General features: G+C 41.8%; 10 protein-coding genes. 7 read left to right on the top strand and 3 right to left on the bottom strand.

Annotation, left to right across the window (positions count from 1 at the left end):
• Nucleotides 1-203 precede the first annotated feature (203 nt).
• The 6 genes from DYH63_RS17240 to DYH63_RS17265 all read left to right on the top strand — a co-directional run bounded on the left by DYH63_RS17240 (nt 204) and on the right by DYH63_RS17265 (nt 14,926).
• Nucleotides 204-2,855 carry a RemA C-terminal-like gliding motility protein gene (locus tag DYH63_RS17240; RefSeq protein ID WP_116789978.1) on the top strand — a complete coding sequence of 884 codons (2,652 nt, stop codon included), beginning with the start codon at nt 204-206 and terminating at the stop codon, nt 2,853-2,855.
• A gap of 607 nt (nt 2,856-3,462) precedes the next feature.
• Nucleotides 3,463-7,203 carry a RemA C-terminal-like gliding motility protein gene (locus tag DYH63_RS17245; RefSeq protein ID WP_162927077.1) on the top strand — a complete coding sequence of 1,247 codons (3,741 nt, stop codon included), beginning with the start codon at nt 3,463-3,465 and terminating at the stop codon, nt 7,201-7,203.
• A gap of 206 nt (nt 7,204-7,409) precedes the next feature.
• Nucleotides 7,410-7,703, top strand: a complete 294-nt coding sequence (locus DYH63_RS17250) for a hypothetical protein (RefSeq protein ID WP_116789980.1) — start codon at nt 7,410-7,412, stop codon at nt 7,701-7,703.
• Between the two features lie 226 nt (nt 7,704-7,929).
• A complete protein-coding gene (locus tag DYH63_RS17255; protein ID WP_162927078.1) occupies nt 7,930-12,243 on the top strand; it encodes a beta strand repeat-containing protein in 4,314 nt (1,437 codons plus the stop codon).
• A gap of 202 nt (nt 12,244-12,445) precedes the next feature.
• Nucleotides 12,446-14,242 carry a translation elongation factor 4 gene (gene lepA, locus DYH63_RS17260; RefSeq protein WP_116789982.1) on the top strand — a complete coding sequence of 599 codons (1,797 nt, stop codon included), beginning with the start codon at nt 12,446-12,448 and terminating at the stop codon, nt 14,240-14,242.
• A gap of 102 nt (nt 14,243-14,344) precedes the next feature.
• Nucleotides 14,345-14,926 (top strand): hypothetical protein, encoded by a 582-nt coding sequence (locus tag DYH63_RS17265; protein WP_162927079.1) that lies wholly within the window; start codon nt 14,345-14,347, stop codon nt 14,924-14,926.
• 12 nt (nt 14,927-14,938) lie between these two features.
• On the opposite strand, the gene porZ is transcribed toward DYH63_RS17265, so the two are convergent.
• On the bottom strand, nt 14,939-17,227 hold the full coding sequence (gene porZ, locus DYH63_RS17270) for a type IX secretion system anionic LPS delivery protein PorZ (protein WP_116789984.1): 2,289 nt from the start codon (nt 17,225-17,227) through the stop codon (nt 14,939-14,941).
• 168 nt (nt 17,228-17,395) lie between these two features.
• A complete protein-coding gene (locus DYH63_RS17275) occupies nt 17,396-18,541 on the bottom strand; it encodes a cystathionine gamma-synthase (RefSeq protein WP_116789985.1) in 1,146 nt (381 codons plus the stop codon).
• 102 nt (nt 18,542-18,643) lie between these two features.
• On the opposite strand from DYH63_RS17275, the gene DYH63_RS17280 reads away from it, so the two are divergent.
• The gene (locus tag DYH63_RS17280; protein WP_116789986.1) at nt 18,644-19,438 is read left to right on the top strand and encodes a DUF3298 and DUF4163 domain-containing protein; all 795 of its coding nucleotides are present in this window, start codon (nt 18,644-18,646) and stop codon (nt 19,436-19,438) included.
• Nucleotides 19,439-19,483: 45 nt separating this feature from the next.
• Here the strand turns inward: DYH63_RS17280 and DYH63_RS17285 are convergent, their stop codons facing one another.
• Entirely contained in the window at nt 19,484-19,939 is a 456-nt protein-coding gene (locus DYH63_RS17285; protein ID WP_116789987.1) for a DinB family protein, read from the bottom strand.
• Between the last annotated feature and the right edge of the window lie 249 nt (nt 19,940-20,188).

The raw sequence follows: 20,188 nt of genomic DNA on the forward strand, positions 1-20,188 counted from the left end.
ACATTTTGTGCAAAAGTACGAATATTAAGCCATTAACACACATTTAGCCATATCATCGATGAACGGAATGGTTATTAAGCTAATTTAACTTAAATAGTTAAAACACACTTAGCAAAAGTTTTACTTAACAGTGTTTAACAAAGACGCAACAAAATATTGGTTTTTTAATAATTTTCTTTGGTTAAAATTAAAAAATAGATATTATGAGGGCCAGAAAAATTACTTTACTACAATGCCTACTTCCGTTATGCACACTGTTTTTACAGGTACCGGCACAGGCTAATACATTATCCAGCAAAAAATCAACTGAAAAACATATTGAAGCCGGCTTTACACAACAGCCTACTTCTCAAACTGCCTGCAACGGATCGTCGGTGCAGTTTAAGGTAACCTACAGCGATGCTACCGTACTTTCCTACCAATGGCAAAAAAATGGCAATGCCCTGTTAAACGATGGCAATATCAGCGGTGCTAATACATCTATCCTAACCATTAACCCTACTGGCGAGAACGATAACGCAGCTTATACTTGTGTAGTAACACATAGTACAGGTATAGCTACCTCTGAAGAAGCATGGCTTAACAACCGTATAGAATCGGTATCGGGCGCAACTACCTGCCTTAATACAACAGCATCTGTATCTGTAGTAGCAGAGGGCAACGCACCGGGCTACCAGTGGTACCGTGCCAATGGCAACAGCAACAACGGTGGAAGTATTATACAGGGTGCTAACCTGGCAACATATACCCCGGATACTGATTCAGAAGGCACTACTTACTACTATGTAGTAGTAACATCAAATGGTGAAGCGTGTACAGCAGTAACATCGAGCACAGTAGCATTTACTGTTATAGGCAGTGTAAGCGCCGGCCAGGTTTCAGAAAATACCGCAGTATGTCCGGGTACTGAGGGCACTGTAAGTATTAGCGGTTACAATGGTGTAGCCATACAATGGCAACAATCTGCAAACGGCTTATACGACTGGAGTGATGTTACAGAGGGTACGGGCGGTACTACAGATACGTATACCACCCCGGGCTTAAATCAAATCATGTATTATCGTGCGGTTGTAAATGGCGCATTTTGTGGAACAGACACGTCAGGCATCGTATCAGTAACACCTACTTACACTTATGTATGGACAGGTGCTGTAAACGGCAACTGGCATGTAGCAGAAAACTGGTCTTGTGGTGTGGTTCCTACCACTATAAATGATGTTATAATACCATCTGCCACTATTTATAAACCTGTGGTTGCAGAGGGTCAGGCCGACGCTAAATCTATAATCGTACAAAGCGGCACAAGCGTTACTGTAGAAACAGGTGCTACATTACACCTTGTTAACATTATTCTTGTTGAAGAAGGCGGCAAGATGACTGTAAACAATAATGCCGCTTTAGTGCAGGACAATAACACCGCAAATAATGGTGAGGTTACTGTACTGCGCGATAGCAATCCGCTCTTCAGGCTTGATTATACCTTATGGTCTTCTCCGGTAAGCGGTCAAAAGCTTCAGGATTTTTCGCCGGCTACTGCCAGCAACCGTTACTATGAATATAAATATGCAAATGGCACAAACGGATGGGTAGAAGGCTACTGGGCTGTAGACCCTACCAGTAATTTTAATGCAGGAAAAGGCTATCTTATCCGTATGCCAAACGGAGATGCTACAACAGGATATAATGAGGGAACCAGTGCCATTACATATAACGGTACATTTAAGGGCACACCTCTTAACGGAACCATAGAGGTACCATTATCTACACAAAATAACAGGTTTACTGCTGTGGGCAACCCTTATGCTTCGCCTATAAATTTAGAAGCATTTTTTGGAGCTAATAATGGCAAGCTGGAAAATGGTACAGGCATTTACCTTTGGAGAAAGAAAAACAATGCCGAGATATCATCTTATGTAACGGTTACCCTGGCTGCATTTACAGCTAATGCAGGTACTGTAACGGCAACAGGGGATGAGCCCGAAGATGCTTATGCTTATGGCGGTCAGGATCAGGCAGGTTATTTTGCAGGTAACTATAGCAACTGGACATTATCTCAGGGGCAGGGGTTTATTGTAAAAACTGCGGAGAATGCACCTTCTACACTACTTACCTTTACTAACGACATGAGAAGGCCTGCACCACAAAGCGGAGGCCAGGCATTTTTTAGGCAGGCGCAAAGTACAGCATCAAGGCTATGGGTAAACCTTACTAATACAACAGGCGGATTTAGCCAGGCTGCTGTAGCTTATATGGATAATACTACTACCGGCATTGATTATGGTTATGATGGCAAAAGCATTGCAGACGCATCTTCTATAGCGGTATATACTGTAGCGGCAAACAACAACCTTAGTATACAGGCAAGGCCGGGCTTTACTCTTAACGATACCGTGCAGTTAGGTTATAATGCTGTAACAGCGGGCACTTATACTCTAAAACTTGACCGTAGAGATGGTGTATTTGCACAAGGGCAAAAAATATATCTTAAAGATAACATACAGGGCATTACACGTGAGCTAAGCGAAAACGCATATAGCTTTACTACAGATGCAGGTGTATTTAACAACAGGTTTGAAGTGCTATACACAACAACTGAAGCATTAAGTATTGATGCGAATAACTTTTCTGCAAATGAAGTTATAATCTATAATGATAGTAATGGTATAAACATTGTATCTGATACTGCAGAAATTTCTCAAATAACGGTTTATGACATTAGCGGCAGACAGCTTTATACTAATGGCAGTATTAATGATATTAAAACTGTAATAGCAGGGCTAACGGTTAAGCAACAAGTTGTTATTGTAGAAGTAAATACTATAAAAGGAAAAGCAACTAAAAAGGTATTACTATAGCAGTTTAAAATAAGACAGGATTAAACAAAAAGGGCATACTATGTATGCCCTTTTTACATTTCATAATATTCCACAAATACTTTTTATCGTCAAAATACATATTAAAACGACCAAATGCATATTTTATCGACAAAGTACAAGGCTGACAAATAGCAAGATTTTATGAAAAGTGTTTAAAATCAGTAGAAAAAAATTCACATATCTTCAAAACAGCACTGATTTTTATAAACAAAACATATAAGTAACTGATGGACAATATTTTGCTTTGAATTATCAGATTTGCCTTATAATTTTGAAAGACAAAAAACAAACCATACCATGCCGTTTCTTAGCAAATGAAAAAGCCTGATTCTGAATTAAATAATATCAATCGACAACCATTAAATATACGGCATTAATTGAGTTAAAAAACAAAACAAATCAAAATAATGAATGCTTAAAAATAAATAATAAGCATTTCAACGATAAATTAACACATTTTAACGATTGTTAAAACTGTGTTTTGGCTGTTAGCCTTTTTCTTTGTAATAAACAATCTAATATAAATAACATGAGGGTTCGAAAAATTACTTCTTTAGAGAGGCTGCTCTTCTATTGCCTAATTTTAATGCAATCGGCAGCATTCGCCCAAACTGTTACATCAATCGCACCAAACAATGTTACACATCGTACAACAGTGCTTATTAATGGTAGCGGTTTTACAAACACATCTACAGTACGGTTATATACCGGTACTGATGCTACCACCGGAAGCACGCTTTATGTTGCCCCTACAACAACAACTTTTGTAAATGCAAACCAGTTAAGGGTAATTTTCCCTGCTGTAATTGCAGCAGGTAATGATGCCGCTATACGCGGAATACGTGTTTACAATGGTACTGTTACTCCGGCAGGCAATGCATTTACATATACGTATACTCCACCGGCAACCACCCCTACCAGTGCAGGAATTACGCGTATAATTACAAACTACAACGGCTACTGGAGCAGTTCTTCAACAGCTAACAGCCAGACACAGCCAGATACAGGACATAGCCTTATGGCTTTTCAGTACAACGGTACTCTTTACAGCACCGGTGGAGAAGCAGCTGTTACAAACGTTTTGTCTTCAAGCACACAAACCGGAACTTATACAACCGGTAACTGGAGAGCTTTACCTATAAACAACATAATTGGTACAGTACCTACATCAAGTTCTGACCCAAACCTTATTGTACTGGCAAACAAAGTAGATGGCGACTCTAATCGTGCAGTACCTACTTCTCCGGCTGTTGCAGGACTTTCAGTTCGCGATGTACTTATTGATGGTATCCGCGGTTTAAATATTGGTACAGGTGTTACAAACCTTCCTTCATCATCAGTACTTACATTTCAGGCCACACGCATAGGCTTTAACGCTGCTAACCTTGAAGATAATACCGTTATTACAGATAACGTACCGGATATCATGGTATCTCAGGTAGCAGACCCTAGTAATGGGTCATTTTCGGTGTATTGCTTTGTAGATGCCAGCGGCAACGTGGTGGGCAAGCCGGTACAGGTAGCCTTAAACGGCGTTAGCGCACTGGGTACTTATAAAGTAGACTTTTTTACCTTAAATGCAGGTTCAGAATTAAGCACAGCCACAGTTAATGGTTCTACTACAGTAGGCCTTGGCACAAGGCCAATAAGGATGGTTGCTTACAAACTGTCAGATTTCGGAATCACACCAGATAACAAAAACCAGGTAGTACAGTTTAAAGTAATGCCTAGCGGTACCAGCGACCCTGCCTTTATGGCTTACAACAGGGATTCTTTCGCTATACCTGCACCGGAAATTGCAAACCAGCCGTCGAGCGTTGCAAAATGCCAGGGAACAAATGCTACCTTTAGTGTAACTGTTACCGCTACCGGTACTGAGCTTACTTACCAATGGGAGAAAAACGGTGTTGCCATTACTAACCCGGCAGCTAACGTAACAGGCGCTACATCTGCTACGCTTAATATTACAAATATCACTGCCGCAGATTATGGTATTTACCGCTGTGTAGTTACTAACCCTTCAGGAGCTGCATTTAGTAATAGTGCTTATCTTAACACGGTAATACTATCGTCTACAACAAGCCCTACAACTACTTGTTTAAACACACCGGCAACTATCGAGGTTAATGCTAATGGCAATACACCACTATATAAGTGGTATAAAAACACAACTAACAGCAATGTAGGTGGCGAGTTAATAGCTAATGCTACAAGCAGCTCTTATTCTCCTCCTGTAAATACAGCAGGCACACTATATTACTATGCAGAAACTTACCCAACAGGTTATGAGTGTGCTATAACAAAATCTACACCAATAGCATTTGTTGTACAAACTGCCACAAACGCAGGCTCAATAACTCCTAACCAAACGGTATGCCCTAATACTTCAGGAACTGTTACCCTTAGTGGCTACAACGGCACGATACAGTGGCAGCAAACTACCCAAACGGACGGAACCACAGGATGGGCAAACATTGTTGGCGCCACAGGTGCATCTTACACAAATAATGCTGTAACCGGTATTACATATTACAGGGCTGTTGTAACAAACGGCACATGTAGTTCTGCAACTTCGTCAGTATCATCGTTAACTGCAAATACTACTTATATCTGGACAGGTAATACCAGTGCTAACTGGAACACTAACAGTAACTGGTCTTGCAACCTTATACCTACAAGCACAGTAGATGTTACGATACCGGCTAACAGGCCAAATCAGCCTGTTGTAAATAATGACGGTACTGCACACGCACGCACGCTTACTATAGATGCGTCTGCATCATTAAACATTGCTACAGGTGGTACACTGCAGGTGGTTAACGATATTGCCGTAGCCCCTACTGCATCTTTTGTAATAGATAACAACGGTGCCCTGGTACAGGATAACGAAACCACAGATAACGGATTTGTTACCGTAAAACGTAACAGTAACCCACTCTTCAGGCTTGACTATACACTTTGGTCTTCTCCTGTAAGCGGACAACAACTTCTTGCATTTTCGCCTAATACAATTGCAAACCGTTTTTACGAGTACAAGTATGCAAACGGCAGTAACGGGTGGATAGAAGGCTACTGGTCTGTAAATCCTAACACAAATTTCTCTGCTGCAAAAGGCTACCTTATCCGTATGCCAAATGCCGATAGTGCTTCGGGCTACAATGCAGGAACGGGTACACTTGTACACCATGGTGTATTTACGGGTACTCCGTTTAACGGAACAATAGAAGTACCTCTTTCTACCGTTAATAACAGATTTACCGCTGTGGGTAACCCATATGCGTCGCCAATAAACGTTGAAGCATTTTTTAATGCTAACACCGGCAAGATTGATACAGGATCTGGTATATACCTTTGGAGAAAAAAGAATGATGCTAACATATCATCTTATGTAACAGTAACACTTGCAGCATTTACAGCAAACAATGGTACTTACAACCCAACTAATACGACACCAAATTCTTACGCTTATGGCGGAGGTGACCAGGCCGGATACTTTGCAGGCCTAAGCAATACCTGGACTATTTCTCAGGGACAGGGCTTTATTGTAAAAACAACTGCCGGACTTACAAACCCTAAGCTTGTATTTAATAATAGCATGAGAAGGGCAGTACCGCAAACTAACGGGCAGTCGTTCTTTAGGCAGGCTCAGGATACAGCATCAAGACTGTGGTTAAACCTTACAGATAGCAACAACGGATTTAGCCAGGCAGCCGTAGCTTACATTGACGGTGCCACTACAGGGCTTGATTATGGATATGACGGCAGAAGCATGATTGATGAAAATGCTATATCTGTATACTCTATTGCAGCAGATAATAAGCTTAACATACAGGCAAGGCCGGGCTTTAATGCAACTGATATTGTACAGGTAGGATATAATGCTTCTAAACCGGGTAACTATACTTTGGGTCTGGACCGTGTAGATGGTGTATTTACCCAAGGGCAGGATATATACCTAAAAGACAATGATCTTGGGGTAATACGTAACCTTAGCGATGAAGCATATAGCTTTACAACAGCTGCAGGTACTTTTGACAGCAGGTTTGAGGTAATGTATGTTAATAACAGCACGGCTGATGTTACAAATCCGGAGCTATCGTCAAACAGCATTATTGTTTATAAGAACGGCAAAGACATAAACATCACATCAGGCACTGCCGAGATGACGGGTGTTACAGTATATGACATTAACGGAAGAAGGCTATACAGCAACAGCAAAATAAATAGTACCGAAACCGTAATTTCAGGTCTTGAAATACAACAACAGGTAATTATAGTAGAAGTAAATACTGTAAAAGGCACTGTGAGCAAAAAGGTTGTTTTTTAACGGCTGATAATTAAAATCCCAAAATAATTTTAGGCACGTACTCATCTGTACGTGCCTTTTTTTATTCGTAGAAAGAACGGGTAACCTTAAATACCTTTCAATTATGCTTTTCGCCTGTAGAACGAAGCCAACACTCCATTCGTCGAAATTTGGCCCTGAAAGCATTGCAACAGACGTTACTTTGTACTGTGTTTAAAACAGTTACCATGAAAGCAATTACAATTACTTTATTAAAAACAGCGCTGTTCATCTTCCTTTTAACAGCATCAGCATCGGCAACAGCCCAGTCTGCTAACAGCATTAAACAGGAGCCTAAATCAGAAGTTATTACAAATAGCATTGATACTGTTTTAGTTACAAAGTATTTTACAGAAAAACAAACACAGCCGGGCATCAATAAAAACGCTTTAATAAGAGGATATCGTAAAGTTTTGCGCCGCCAAAAAGATCTTTATCTTATACCGTGGGAGTTACGTAAAAAACACTTTCGTATTTGTTAAATCCATTTTTTTATTTTTTTTATACTCAGGGCAAGCCACACGGCTTGCCTTTTTCTGTTCATCGGGTTTCGTAAACTCCCGACGAATGGTAAAAACGCAATTACAACACCTTTAAAATACAGCAGTTTACCATTTGTCGACACATAACCGTATGCTGCCGATTAACAGCAATTTAACATTTACAATCGCCCTTTCTTTGCTACAGTATTTAAAAAGAAGTAAAAAGATGAGGGTTCAAAAAATTACTTTAAAATTCAGGTTACTAGCAGCTTTACTGTGTATGACTACAGTAATGATGGCTCAGAACACACCTACGGTTACAGTGGTAGCTCCCACAAATGCCACCTACCGTACCACCATGAACATTACCGGAACAAACTTTGGTACTGCTACATCGGTTAACTTTTATGTTAGCGGAACAACCGGAACTACAGTACCGGCACTGTCTACTACAGTTAACTCTTCTACTTCGCTTACAGTTGTAGTACCGGCAGTAGTTGCATCGGGCGGTGCAGCTGCTACAAAATACCTTAGCATATCTAAAATAGTATCTGGCACTACATATACCAGTACTGCAATATCTTATACTTACACACCACCTGCACATACACCTGCAAACGCTGTGGTAGACCGCATTATTACAAACTACAATGGTTACTGGAGCAGTGGCATAGGCGGCACCAGCGGCTATGCTACAAGCAACGTGCAGCCAGATAACCAGCACAGCCTTATGGCCTTTAAATATGGCACTACACTTTACAGCACAGGTAGCGAAGCTGCTATTACCAATGTACTTGGCTCAAATGCCGGCACCGGAGCATATACTGCCGGCGACTGGAGAGCTATACCGGTAAACAACATAGCTGGAAACAACCCAGGAGCACAAGTTTATCTTGTATTAGGAAGCCTTATAGATGGTAGTGCTACACAACAAATACACACAGCACCATCTGTACAGGGTCTTTCTGCACGCGATGTGCTAATTGATGGCGTTCGTGGCCTTGGCCTTGGCACAGGTATCACTAACCTGCCTTCCACAAGTCCGCTTAGTTTTACTGCAGGTAATATTCTTGAAAATAAAGCCGGTGATGAAATTCCGGACATTCTTGTAACGCAGGTTGCAGACCCAACACAAAGCTCATTCACAACATATTGCTTTACAGATGCTGCAGGAAATATTGTAGGTGTACCGGTTGAAATAAATATGTATTCTGTCGCAAGACTTGGAATTTACAAAAGTGACTTCTTTACTCTGCAAACACAGGCTTTCAATACGGCAGTTGTAAATGGTACAGGAACACCGGGTGGTACTACAAGAGAAATCAGGATGCTTGCTTACAAGCTATCAGACTTTGGCATCACTGAAACAAACAGGACAAGTGTAACACAATTTAAAGTACTTACCAACGGTACTGACGATATGGCCTTCATGGCTTACAACAGGCAGACATTTATAATACCGGCACCGGAAATTACAGGCCAGCCTCTTAGCCAGGCAGTGTGCCCTGCTGACACGGCTACATTTAGCGTAACGGTATCTTCTGTAAGTTCAGGCACAGAAACAAACACGTACCAGTGGGAAAAAAATGGTATTGCACTTACTAATGGAGGAAGGATTTCAGGAGCTACAAGCCCTACACTTACTATAACTAACATTACAGCTACTGATTATGCAATTTATCGTTGTGTTGTATCTAACAGTGTAGGTGCTGCATTTAGTAACAGTGCTTACCTTAACTCTGTATTTCTTACTACAACTACAAGTGCTGCTACCTGTTTAAACACTGCTACCACCCTGGAGGCTACCGCTGTAGGTAACACGCCGCAATACCAGTGGTACACTACTGCTAACAATGGCACATCTACTTCTACAGCCGATGGTTCTGCAATATCTGGCGCTACCGGTACAACATATTCACCATCTGTTGCAACCGCAGGCACAAAATACTACTATGTACAGGCATACCCTCAGGGTAAAGCTTGTGCACCTGCAACTTCTGCCGCAATACCGGTTACGGTTTACAGCACATCGTCAGCAGGAACAATATCAGCAAGCCAGTCTATCTGTACAGGCAACACGGCAACCGTTTCTATAACAGGAAACACTGGAGCTATACAATGGCAGTCATCTGCAAACAACAGCACATGGGCAGACATTAGCGGTGCTAATGCGGCTAACTACACTACACCTGCCCTTACAGCTACAATGTACTACAGGGCTAATGTAACTAACGGAACCTGTGGTGCAGCAACCTCATCAGTAAGCACGGTAACGGTAAGCCCGGCATCAGTAGCAGGAACAACATCTGCAGATCAAACAATATGTGTAAACAACACAGCAACTATATCATTAAACGGTTACACCGGTACAATACAGTGGCAGGAATCTGCTAACGGCACTACAGGCTGGGCAAATGTAACAGGCGGTACAGGTGCTACAACAGCAACTTACACTACAGCAGCCCTTACAGCTACAAAATATTACAAAGCAGTAGTTACCAGCGGCGCATGCAGCACGGCAACATCTGCAACGGTTAAAGTAACGGTTAATGCTGCAGCAGTTGCAGGTACTGTTAGCGAAAATCAAACAGTATGCTCAGGCACATCAACATCGGTAAGCGTTAGCGGTTACTCAGGTTCTATACAATGGCAAAAATCTGCCGATAACAATATTTGGTCTGATGTTAATGGCGCTGTAGCAGCAACGCTAACAACACCTGTACTTACCGCTACTACATATTACAGGGCTACAGTAAGCAGCGGCGTATGCAACGCAGCTACAACCGGAGTGGTTACTGTAACGGTAAACACTACCTACACATGGCTGGGTACAACATCTGTAAACTGGAACACAGCTTCTAACTGGTCTTGCAACCTTATCCCTACAAACGTAGTAGATGTAGTAATACCGGCATCGGCTCCTAACCAGCCTACTGTAAATAACGATGGTACTGCACATGCACGCACACTAAATGTAAACGAAGGAGCAGCTTTAAAAGTAGCAACAGGCGGTACAATACAAGTAGTAAACGAGGTTACTGTAGCAACTACAGGTTCATTTGTAGTAGAGAACAACGGTGCACTTGTACAGGACAACGAGGCGGTAAACAATGGCATCATCACAGTAAAACGCGACAGCAACCCATTATACAGGCTTGATTATACACTATGGTCTTCTCCTGTAGCAGGACAGCAGCTTCTGTCATTTTCTCAAAACACCAGCGCAACCCGCTTTTACGAATATAAATATGCGCTGAACACTTCTGGTGTGGGTGTAGAAGGTTACTGGTCTGTAGATGCAGCAACAAGCTTTACAGCAGCAAAAGGATTCCTTATCCGTATGCCAAACGCAGATAATACTCCGGGATACAATGCCGGTACAACAACGCTAACACACCACGGTGTATTTACAGGTACGCCTTTTAACGGAACCATAGAAGTACCAATGTCTGTAGAAAACAACAGGTTTACAGCTACAGGAAACCCTTATGCATCACCTATAAACATCGAAGCATTTTTTGCTGCAAACGCAGGAAAACTTGAAACAGGTACAGGTATTTACCTTTGGAGAAAAAAGAATGATGCAGTAGTATCTTCTTATGTAACTGTAACCCTTGCAGGTTTTACTGCAAACAATGGCACAGTAAGCACAACAGGCTCTACACCGGCATCTTATGCTAACGGCGGACAGGAGCAGGCAGGTTACTTTAGCGGCAACCGCAACACATGGACACTATCTCAGGGACAGGGCTTTATTGTAAAAACAGCAGCAGGCCTTACAAATCCTAAACTTACCTTTAACAATGGCATGAGGGTTGCCGTTCCGCAAACTAACGGGCAGGCATTTTTAAGAGAGGCTGCAAATACAACCTCAAGGCTTTGGTTAAACCTTACCAATACTGCAAATGCGTTTAGCCAGGCAGCAGTTGCTTATATAGATGGCGCTACTACAGCACTTGATTATGGTTTTGATGGTAAAAGCATTGCAGATGCTGCATCTGTATCAGTATACACCGTTGCAGCAGATACTAAGCTAAGCATACAGGCCAGGCCGGGCTTTGAAGCTACAGATATTGTTCAGTTAGGTTACAATGCAACAACAGCAGGCACTTACACACTAACACTAGACCACGTAGACGGTATCTTTGCCCAGTATCAAAAAATATACCTGAAAGATAAAGTAGAAGGCATTACCCGAGAGATATCTTCACGCAGCTATAGCTTTACTACAGAAGCAGGTGTGTTTAACGACAGGTTTGAGGTAACGTATACTAACGGTGTTACCGCAGGTGTAGATAACCCTACTGCTATAGCAAATACAGTTATGGTTTACAAAGATGGTAACAACATTAATATCACTACAGGTACAGCAGAAATGACAAGTGTAAATGTTTATGACATACACGGCAGAAAACTTTACAGCAATGCAAAAGTTAACGGCACAGATACAGTAATTACAGGCCTTATGGTTCAACAACAGTTAATTATTGTAGAAGTGAATACGGTTAAAGGCTCGGTAAGCAAAAAAGTGCTATATTAGCCCCTGTTAAATTTAAGCCTTCATAAGCTTAACTACTGTTTAATTTACTCCTTCAAAGCACATGTTCCCCAGACATGTGCTTTGTGTTTTTACATTTGCCACCAAACCCCTTTGCAACTCGCTAACTTTAACTATATTTGCCGATTAATTCGCGTACCTTTATAGTACCGCATTCCCTGAAAAAGACTGATAACAGACGAAGATGAAGCATATTAGGAATTTTTGCATTATTGCACATATTGACCACGGAAAAAGCACACTGGCAGACCGCCTGCTTGATGCCACGCAAACCGTTACCAAACGCGAAAGCCAGGCACAGCTGCTGGACAATATGGACCTGGAGCGTGAGCGCGGCATTACCATAAAAAGCCACGCCATACAAATGGAGTACACGTATAAGGGGCAGGAATATATCCTGAACCTTATTGACACCCCGGGCCACGTAGACTTCTCTTATGAGGTATCGCGTTCTATAGCCGCCTGCGAGGGTGCATTGCTTATTGTAGATGCTGCCCAGAGCATACAGGCACAAACTATAAGTAACCTGTACCTGGCACTGGAAAACGACCTGGAAATTATTCCTGTACTTAATAAAATTGACCTGCCAAGCGCCAACCCTGAAGAGGTAAGCGATGATATTGTAGACCTTTTGGGCTGCAGGCTTGAGGACATCATTCCGGCATCGGGCAAAACAGGCCTTGGTGTAGAAGACATACTTGCTGCCATTATAGAGCGCATTCCGGCACCTAAGGGCGACCCGGAAGAGCCGCTACAGGCACTTATATTTGACTCTGTATATAACCCGTTCCGTGGTATCGAGGTTATCTTCCGTGTTAAGAACGGATCGATAAAAAAAGGCCAGAAGATAAAATTCATGGCTACCGGCAATGAATATTATGCCGATGAGATTGGCACCCTGAAACTAAACCAGGTACCTAAGCAAGAGGTTAGCGCCGGAGACGTTGGCTACCTTATCTCAGGTATTAAAGAGGCTAAAGAAGTTAAGGTGGGCGATACGCTTACCGATGCTAAAAACCCTACCAAAAATATGGTAAGTGGTTTTGAAGATGTAAAGCCTATGGTATTTGCGGGTATTTACCCTGTAGATACTGAAGATTATGAAGAACTGCGCAACTCTATGGAGAAGCTACAGCTTAACGATGCTTCACTGGTTTTTGCTGCTGAAAGTTCGGCGGCACTGGGCTTTGGTTTCCGATGCGGATTCTTAGGGATGCTGCACATGGAAATTATCCAGGAACGTTTAGAGCGTGAGTTCGACATGACGGTTATTACTACGGTACCCAACGTATCGTACCTTGCATATACCAAGAAAGAGCCTGAAAAAGGCCTTATCGTAAACAACCCGAGCGACCTGCCTGAGCCGTCTAAACTAAGCCATGTAGAGGAGCCATATATTAAAGCAACGATTATTACCAAAGCTGACTTTGTGGGTAACGTTATGAGCCTTTGTATCGAAAAACGCGGACTGATTACTAACCAGACGTACCTTACTACAGAGCGTGTAGAGCTTACCTTTGATATGCCGCTTGCCGAGATTGTATTCGATTTTTACGACAGGCTAAAAACGGTATCTAAAGGATATGCTTCGTTTGACTACTCTCCTATAGGCATGCGTACTTCAAAACTTGTACGTCTTGATGTACTGCTAAACGCACAGCCTGTAGATGCACTGTCTGCCCTGATACACGAAGACAACGCCTACAACATTGGTAAAAAAATGTGCGAAAAGCTTAAGGAGCTTATCCCGCGCCAGCAGTTTGATATTCCTATCCAGGCAGCCATTGGTGTTAAGGTAATAAGCCGCGAAACCGTTAAGGCACTCCGCAAAGACGTTACCGCTAAGTGTTATGGTGGTGATATATCGCGTAAGCGTAAACTTCTTGAAAAACAGAAAAAAGGTAAAAAGCGTATGCGCCAGGTAGGCAACGTCGAGATACCGCAGGAAGCGTTTATGGCCGTGCTTAAGCTGAACGATTAAATTGTATTAAGTAGCGAGTATTAAGTAGTAAGACTTGCAGACATAAGATGATAGATGAAGACCCGGTACAGTTGTGCCGGGTTTTTTATTTATTTTAGCGGTATGAAAACCTATACCAAAGCCACAATAGTTATCGGGATAATGTTAGGACTAATCAGTATATTAAGGGAAACAGATGTACTTGACTTTTACCTTTTGAAATCCAACGTCAAAGTTAATATTCATACCGATTGGAAAAATAATACAGGCACAATCACTACCATATTAGCCCCCTTAAGGATTGAAGGCAAGAGGTTACCAAGTGAAGCTCCCATAAACGTAAAAATAGATGATGAAATAGTATACAAAATAGGCGGCAAAGGCGATACACTTACCATTAATGTAGCTGGTTTAAGCACTCTTTTTGCATGGGTACCGCTCTACAAAGCTTCAGAATTTAAGACGAAAGCAACCGTTAACTACCATTTACATGGTTTTAAAACCGATGGTGTATTTTATGATGGCGAACCCGCAATTTCACAGATTAACGGTACTGTTACGGGCACTATAGATATTACAGGGAATGTTACAATAAAAGGAATTTGCTCCCATAATGAAGCAAAACAAATCCTGGGTGAAGAAATAGCAAAAAGACTAGTCGACGTCGTAGAACAAAATCTCGTTTCTATGGATAACAATCTATAATTCTGGATCTAATTACCTTACCACCATTACCTTTTTAACGGCAGTTTCGGTAGCATCTTCGGTAGAAATAAAGATCATATAAACGCCGCTACGCACTTTATATTTACCAAAGGCCGTGGTATTCCACAACACCGTTCCACCTTCGCTGGTGGCCTCGTAAACAAGGTTTCCTTCAATGTCGGTAATCTTTACGTTAGCACTATCAGTAAGATTAGTAATTTTTACATCGCCGTTAAAGTTAGGGCGCACCGGGTTAGGGTACACATAAACACCGCTAAGGTCGCCTGCACCCTGGGTAGATGTGCCTTTAAAAGACACCATACCCTTATTTGTAGCAAAAAACACCTCACCTGTAGCATTATCTATTGCAATATCATTAACAGTGTTACTGGGTAGCGGAGAGTTATCTTTGGTAAAATGGTATAAGGTAGCCTGTCCGTCAGGCGATACAAGGAAAGCACCGGCATCGGCAGTAGCGATCCATTTATTATTGGCACCATCTACCTCTATATCTTTAATGGTCTGCTCATACATTAGCTCTTGTGCTACACCATCTTCCAGTATAATAATCTGCGAAGCCTCTAATTTGTCTTCGGTTTCAAAACGCGACGTACTATATATAACACGCAGGCCGCGCGCCGTACCTATCCACAGGCGGCTACTGTTATCCAGAGCCACACAGGTAACATAATCAGACGGCAGGCCGGTATCGCTGGTAATACGCATAAACTTAGGCCCCATATTTTCGTTATACGCTATAAGGCCCGAGGTAAAACCGGGAATCCATTTTGTATTGCTGCGGTCTATAACCATCTTGCCATACTCTTCTTTAGAAAGGTTTGCCTGGCCTATAACATCGGTAAAATCATAAGACGACCATTGGTTACTTGTGTTAAGCTTTTTTAATGGTTTTGCAATACGGGAGTTGGTCATCCATAGGTTACCTTCACTGTCAAAGGTACCGCCGTTAATCCTTATGCTCCTGCTATTGGGGTCTGCGGTTTGGTTTTCCAGGGCACTGTTTCCTATACGATACAACACCTCCGGCACCATATCATTAAGCTTTAGCATACCCGACCCAAAAGAGTTAAGGTAAACCAATTTTTCATCTTTAGGATTTACAGTAATGTCGCTAATACCCAAAACATCCTGTGTAGTAGTGCCCGTACGGGTAAGAAAATCATAAGAAAGGTTTTGCCAGCCTCCGGTAGCTGTATATTTGCTGGCTCCGTATTTTTCAAGCTTGGGCTCATAATCAAACGAATAACTCCCATACACCGCCCACATAGCCCTGGGCGTTTTTTCGAGCGAAAAAATACTGCTGCGCAGCGGGCCGTTTGGGGTAATATTCAGGAATGCGTAATTAGTCATATTTACAGAAAACACCCCTTTATCTGACGTGCCTATGTAAATTTTTTGCCCTACAATGCCCGAACAGGTAAAGGTAGCCGGCTCGCCAACCGTGTTTATCTGGGTGTATAAGGCTAAATCGCTGTTATACACATTTACACGTACCGGTGTAGTAGCAACCAGGTAGCCATTACTTTCACGCAGGTCTACCATATTAGATTCTGTAGTTCCAAAATATGCAGTCGCATTGCCATCTATGCGATATATGGTATTGAGGTTGTTACCATGCCTGCAAAAAAGTGTACCGTTATAATTTACAATATTAACCCATGGCCCATCTAAAAAAGTAGTCCATTGGCTATAATCATTAAGGTTAGGGTTATTTAATGCCCCCCTACGCATTCCGTTAGAGGTAGCGGCATATATGTAGCCATTTAATATAGCCGCCTGGCTTACGGCTACCTCTGCCCCATTGGGACCTAAATGGTAAGTATCTCCAAATTGTAATGTACGAAGGTTAAACACCGCAATTCCAAAATCGCAGCATAAGTAAGCCAAACCATCGTTTTCAAAAATGTAATTGATTTTTTTTATGTTACCGGGAATGGTAGCCTCCTGTATAATATCTATTTTATTATTAATGCTGCCATCAGGGTTTACAACCAGCAACTGCCCGTTACTGCTGCCTACAAGTATACGTTGTGTAGTAGTACTATAAAATATAGCGGTAACATCTTCTGCTTTAAGTCCGTCTACAGAGGTTATTGTTTTTAGCTCTCCCGATGTTACATTTTGAGAAAACATAGCATTTGACGAAGCAGCATAAATACGATTATTACTTTGTGCAATGTCTACAATGTTAGTGTACGAAAAATAACTCCCCCATTCCTGATTCTGGGCAAAGCTAAAACAGGTAAGCAATAAAAGGGCAACGGTGAGTCTCAGTTTCATGAAGGCAATTATTTGCGCAAATATAGCTAAAACGCAGTTATTGCCGTTTTTGTATATTTCTCTAAAAATAAAGCAAGGGTTTGAAAAAAACAAAGCCACGAATTACACGAATCTGCACAAATTAATTCGCGCCGATTCTTGTAATTCGTGGCAAAACTAAAACTTATACTAAGCGTTAAAAGCCTGCTCAATATCGGCAATAAGATCATCAATATCCTCAATACCTACACTAAGGCGCACAAGGTCATCTGTAATGCCTATCTCTTTACGCTTTGGCTCAGGGATAGAAGCATGTGTCATCAACGCCGGGTGGTTAGCCAGTGATTCTACACCACCAAGCGATTCGGCAAGTGTAAACACTTCAACACTCTCCAGAAATTTGATCGCATCGGCTTTTTCACCACCTTTAAAGGTAAACGATACCATACCGCCAAAACCGCCCGTCATTTGCTTTTTGGCAATTTCATAATATGGGTGGCTTTCAAGCCCGGGATAAAACACCTTGTCTACTTTAGGATGGCTTTGTAAATACTCGGCAACTTTTTGTCCGTTAAAGCTGTGGCGCTCCATACGGATGTGCAACGTCTTGATACCACGCAGTACCAGATAAGAATCCTGCGGGCCAAGTGTACCGCCTGTAGCAAACTGTGCAAAATGCAGTTTCTCTCCCAGCGACTCATCTTTAACAATAAGTGCTCCTGCAATAACATCGCTATGGCCGCCAAGGTATTTAGTAGCACTGTGCATTACAATATCGGCACCCATATCTAAAGGGCGTTGCAGGTATGGCGTTGCAAAGGTATTATCTACCGCAAACAGTATACTCTTTTCTTTGGTTATTTGTGCGATGGCTCCAATATCGGCCAGTTTCATTAACGGGTTTGTTGGGGTTTCTACCCAAACCAGTTTCGTATTCTCATTAATAAGGCTGCGAAACTTTTCGGTATCATTCATATCCACAAAGTGGAATTTAATACCGTAGTCCTGGTAAATGCGGGTAAACATACGGTAAGTACCACCATAAAGGTCGTCCATGGCTATAACCTCATCGCCGGGCTTTAGCAGTTTCATAACCGTATCTGTCGCAGCAAGGCCAGACGAAAAGGCAAGGCCTCGCACGCCGTTCTCTATGCTGGCAAGTGCATTTTCAAGCGCGGTACGTGTAGGATTTGCCGCACGGCTGTACTCATAACCGGTATGCACACCAGGGCTCTTTTGGGCAAAAGTAGACGTTTGGTAAACGGGTGGCATAACAGCCCCTGTAGAAGGGTCGTGATGCTGGCCACCGTGTATGGTTTTTGTGTTAAATTTCATATAAACTTGATTTTCTTTCTAATACTATCCGGCAAATTTACTGTAATTTAGTTACACCATTAACTGTTTTTAACCTTTACAAAACAAATAAAACAAACACCCATGAAACGCTCCCTTATACTCTTAATGGCACTTACACTGCTAAGTGCCTGTAAGAAAGACAAAGAAGAAAACCCGGAAACCACATCATCTCAGGACAGCATAGCCCAGCCAGAAGCAATGACCTTTGGCAGTAAGATGTACCGCGAAAAATCTAAACTACCCGGAAAAGAACCTGTAACCTATGTAAGCATTGATGTGCCTGAAGCAGATAATAAAGATGCAGTGTCTGACAGTATAAACAATAAGATATTCCATGTAGTGCGCAGCATTGTATACTTTGGCGAAAAGCCTACCAATGCCAAGAGCTACCAGGAACTGATGGATTCTTTTATAGGGTCTTACGACAACTTTAAAAAACAGTACCCTGATGAAGATGTGCCGTGGGAAGCAAAAATTAAAGCTACAATTGAGTACCAAACGGACAGTATTATAAACATAAAGCTGAACAACTATATGTTTACCGGCGGTGCTCATGGCTATGAAGGTAACCGTTCGTTATTGTTTGATGCAAAAACGGGACACTCGCTTACGCGCAAAGATATCTTTAAAGATGAAAAAGGCTTTACCGCCCTTGCCGAAAAGAAATTCCGTGAAAAGTTTAAGATACCCGCAGGTAAGAACATTAATGCAACAGGCCTGTTCTTCCCTAACGATAAATTTATACTACCGGAAGCCATCTTTATCAATAAGAATGGCATCCTGCTGTATTATAATGCTGTAGAAGTTGGCTCTTTTGCCGATGGTGCTAAAGAAATAGAAATTCCATACAGCGAAGCAAAGGCTTTTCTTAAGTAAAATTTACAGCCCGCTTGCCTATCCCGGCAAGCGGGCTGTAAATTTTTAAACAAACTTCCTCAACTGCATCATGATACCCAGATGCAGCGACTCGTGGTGGTTGTTAAAGGCTATGGCATCTTCAACCGTATCTAACGAAAAGCCCATTTCGCTCTTGCGGGCATTATAGGTGGTAAATAAGCTATTTGCATAATCCTGCTCTGTCTTTTCGGCTAAAGAAAATAACAATTCCCTTATTACATCGGCTTCAGCCTGTGTAATATCGCGCTCGGGCTTGGTGCCACGGGCATACATGGCTACAAGTTCATCGCTTACATTTAGTGGTGTATTACTCCCTTTATACACCAACGATTGCTGCGACACCAAAACATGACCAATATTCCAGATCAGGTTGTTGTTAAATCCTACAGGTATTTTATTAAGCTGCTCCAGCGTATAATCTTCAAAATATTTATCGAACAATTCGCGCAGGCGGCGTGTAATTTTAAATTCGGTTTCCATTTTAGAATATTTGTTTCGCAAAGATGCGCAAAGAAGCCACAAAGTTGCACAAAGAAATATAAAAAATTTCGCAAGGCTTTGTGGTTCTTTATGTACGATTTTCAATTTTAAACTTTGCGTTTCTTCGTGCCTTCTTTGCGTTACTTTGTGTTACAACCCGAACTAATACTTTCTTTGCGAATATTTCTGTAAACACACCTAAAAAAGATTTATATTTGTGTATTATAACAACAAACAGTAAAAAAGTTA

The sequence above is a fragment of the Flavobacterium psychrotrophum genome (genome assembly GCF_003403075.1).
GTDB classification, from domain to species: Bacteria; Bacteroidota; Bacteroidia; order Flavobacteriales; family Flavobacteriaceae; genus Flavobacterium; species Flavobacterium psychrotrophum.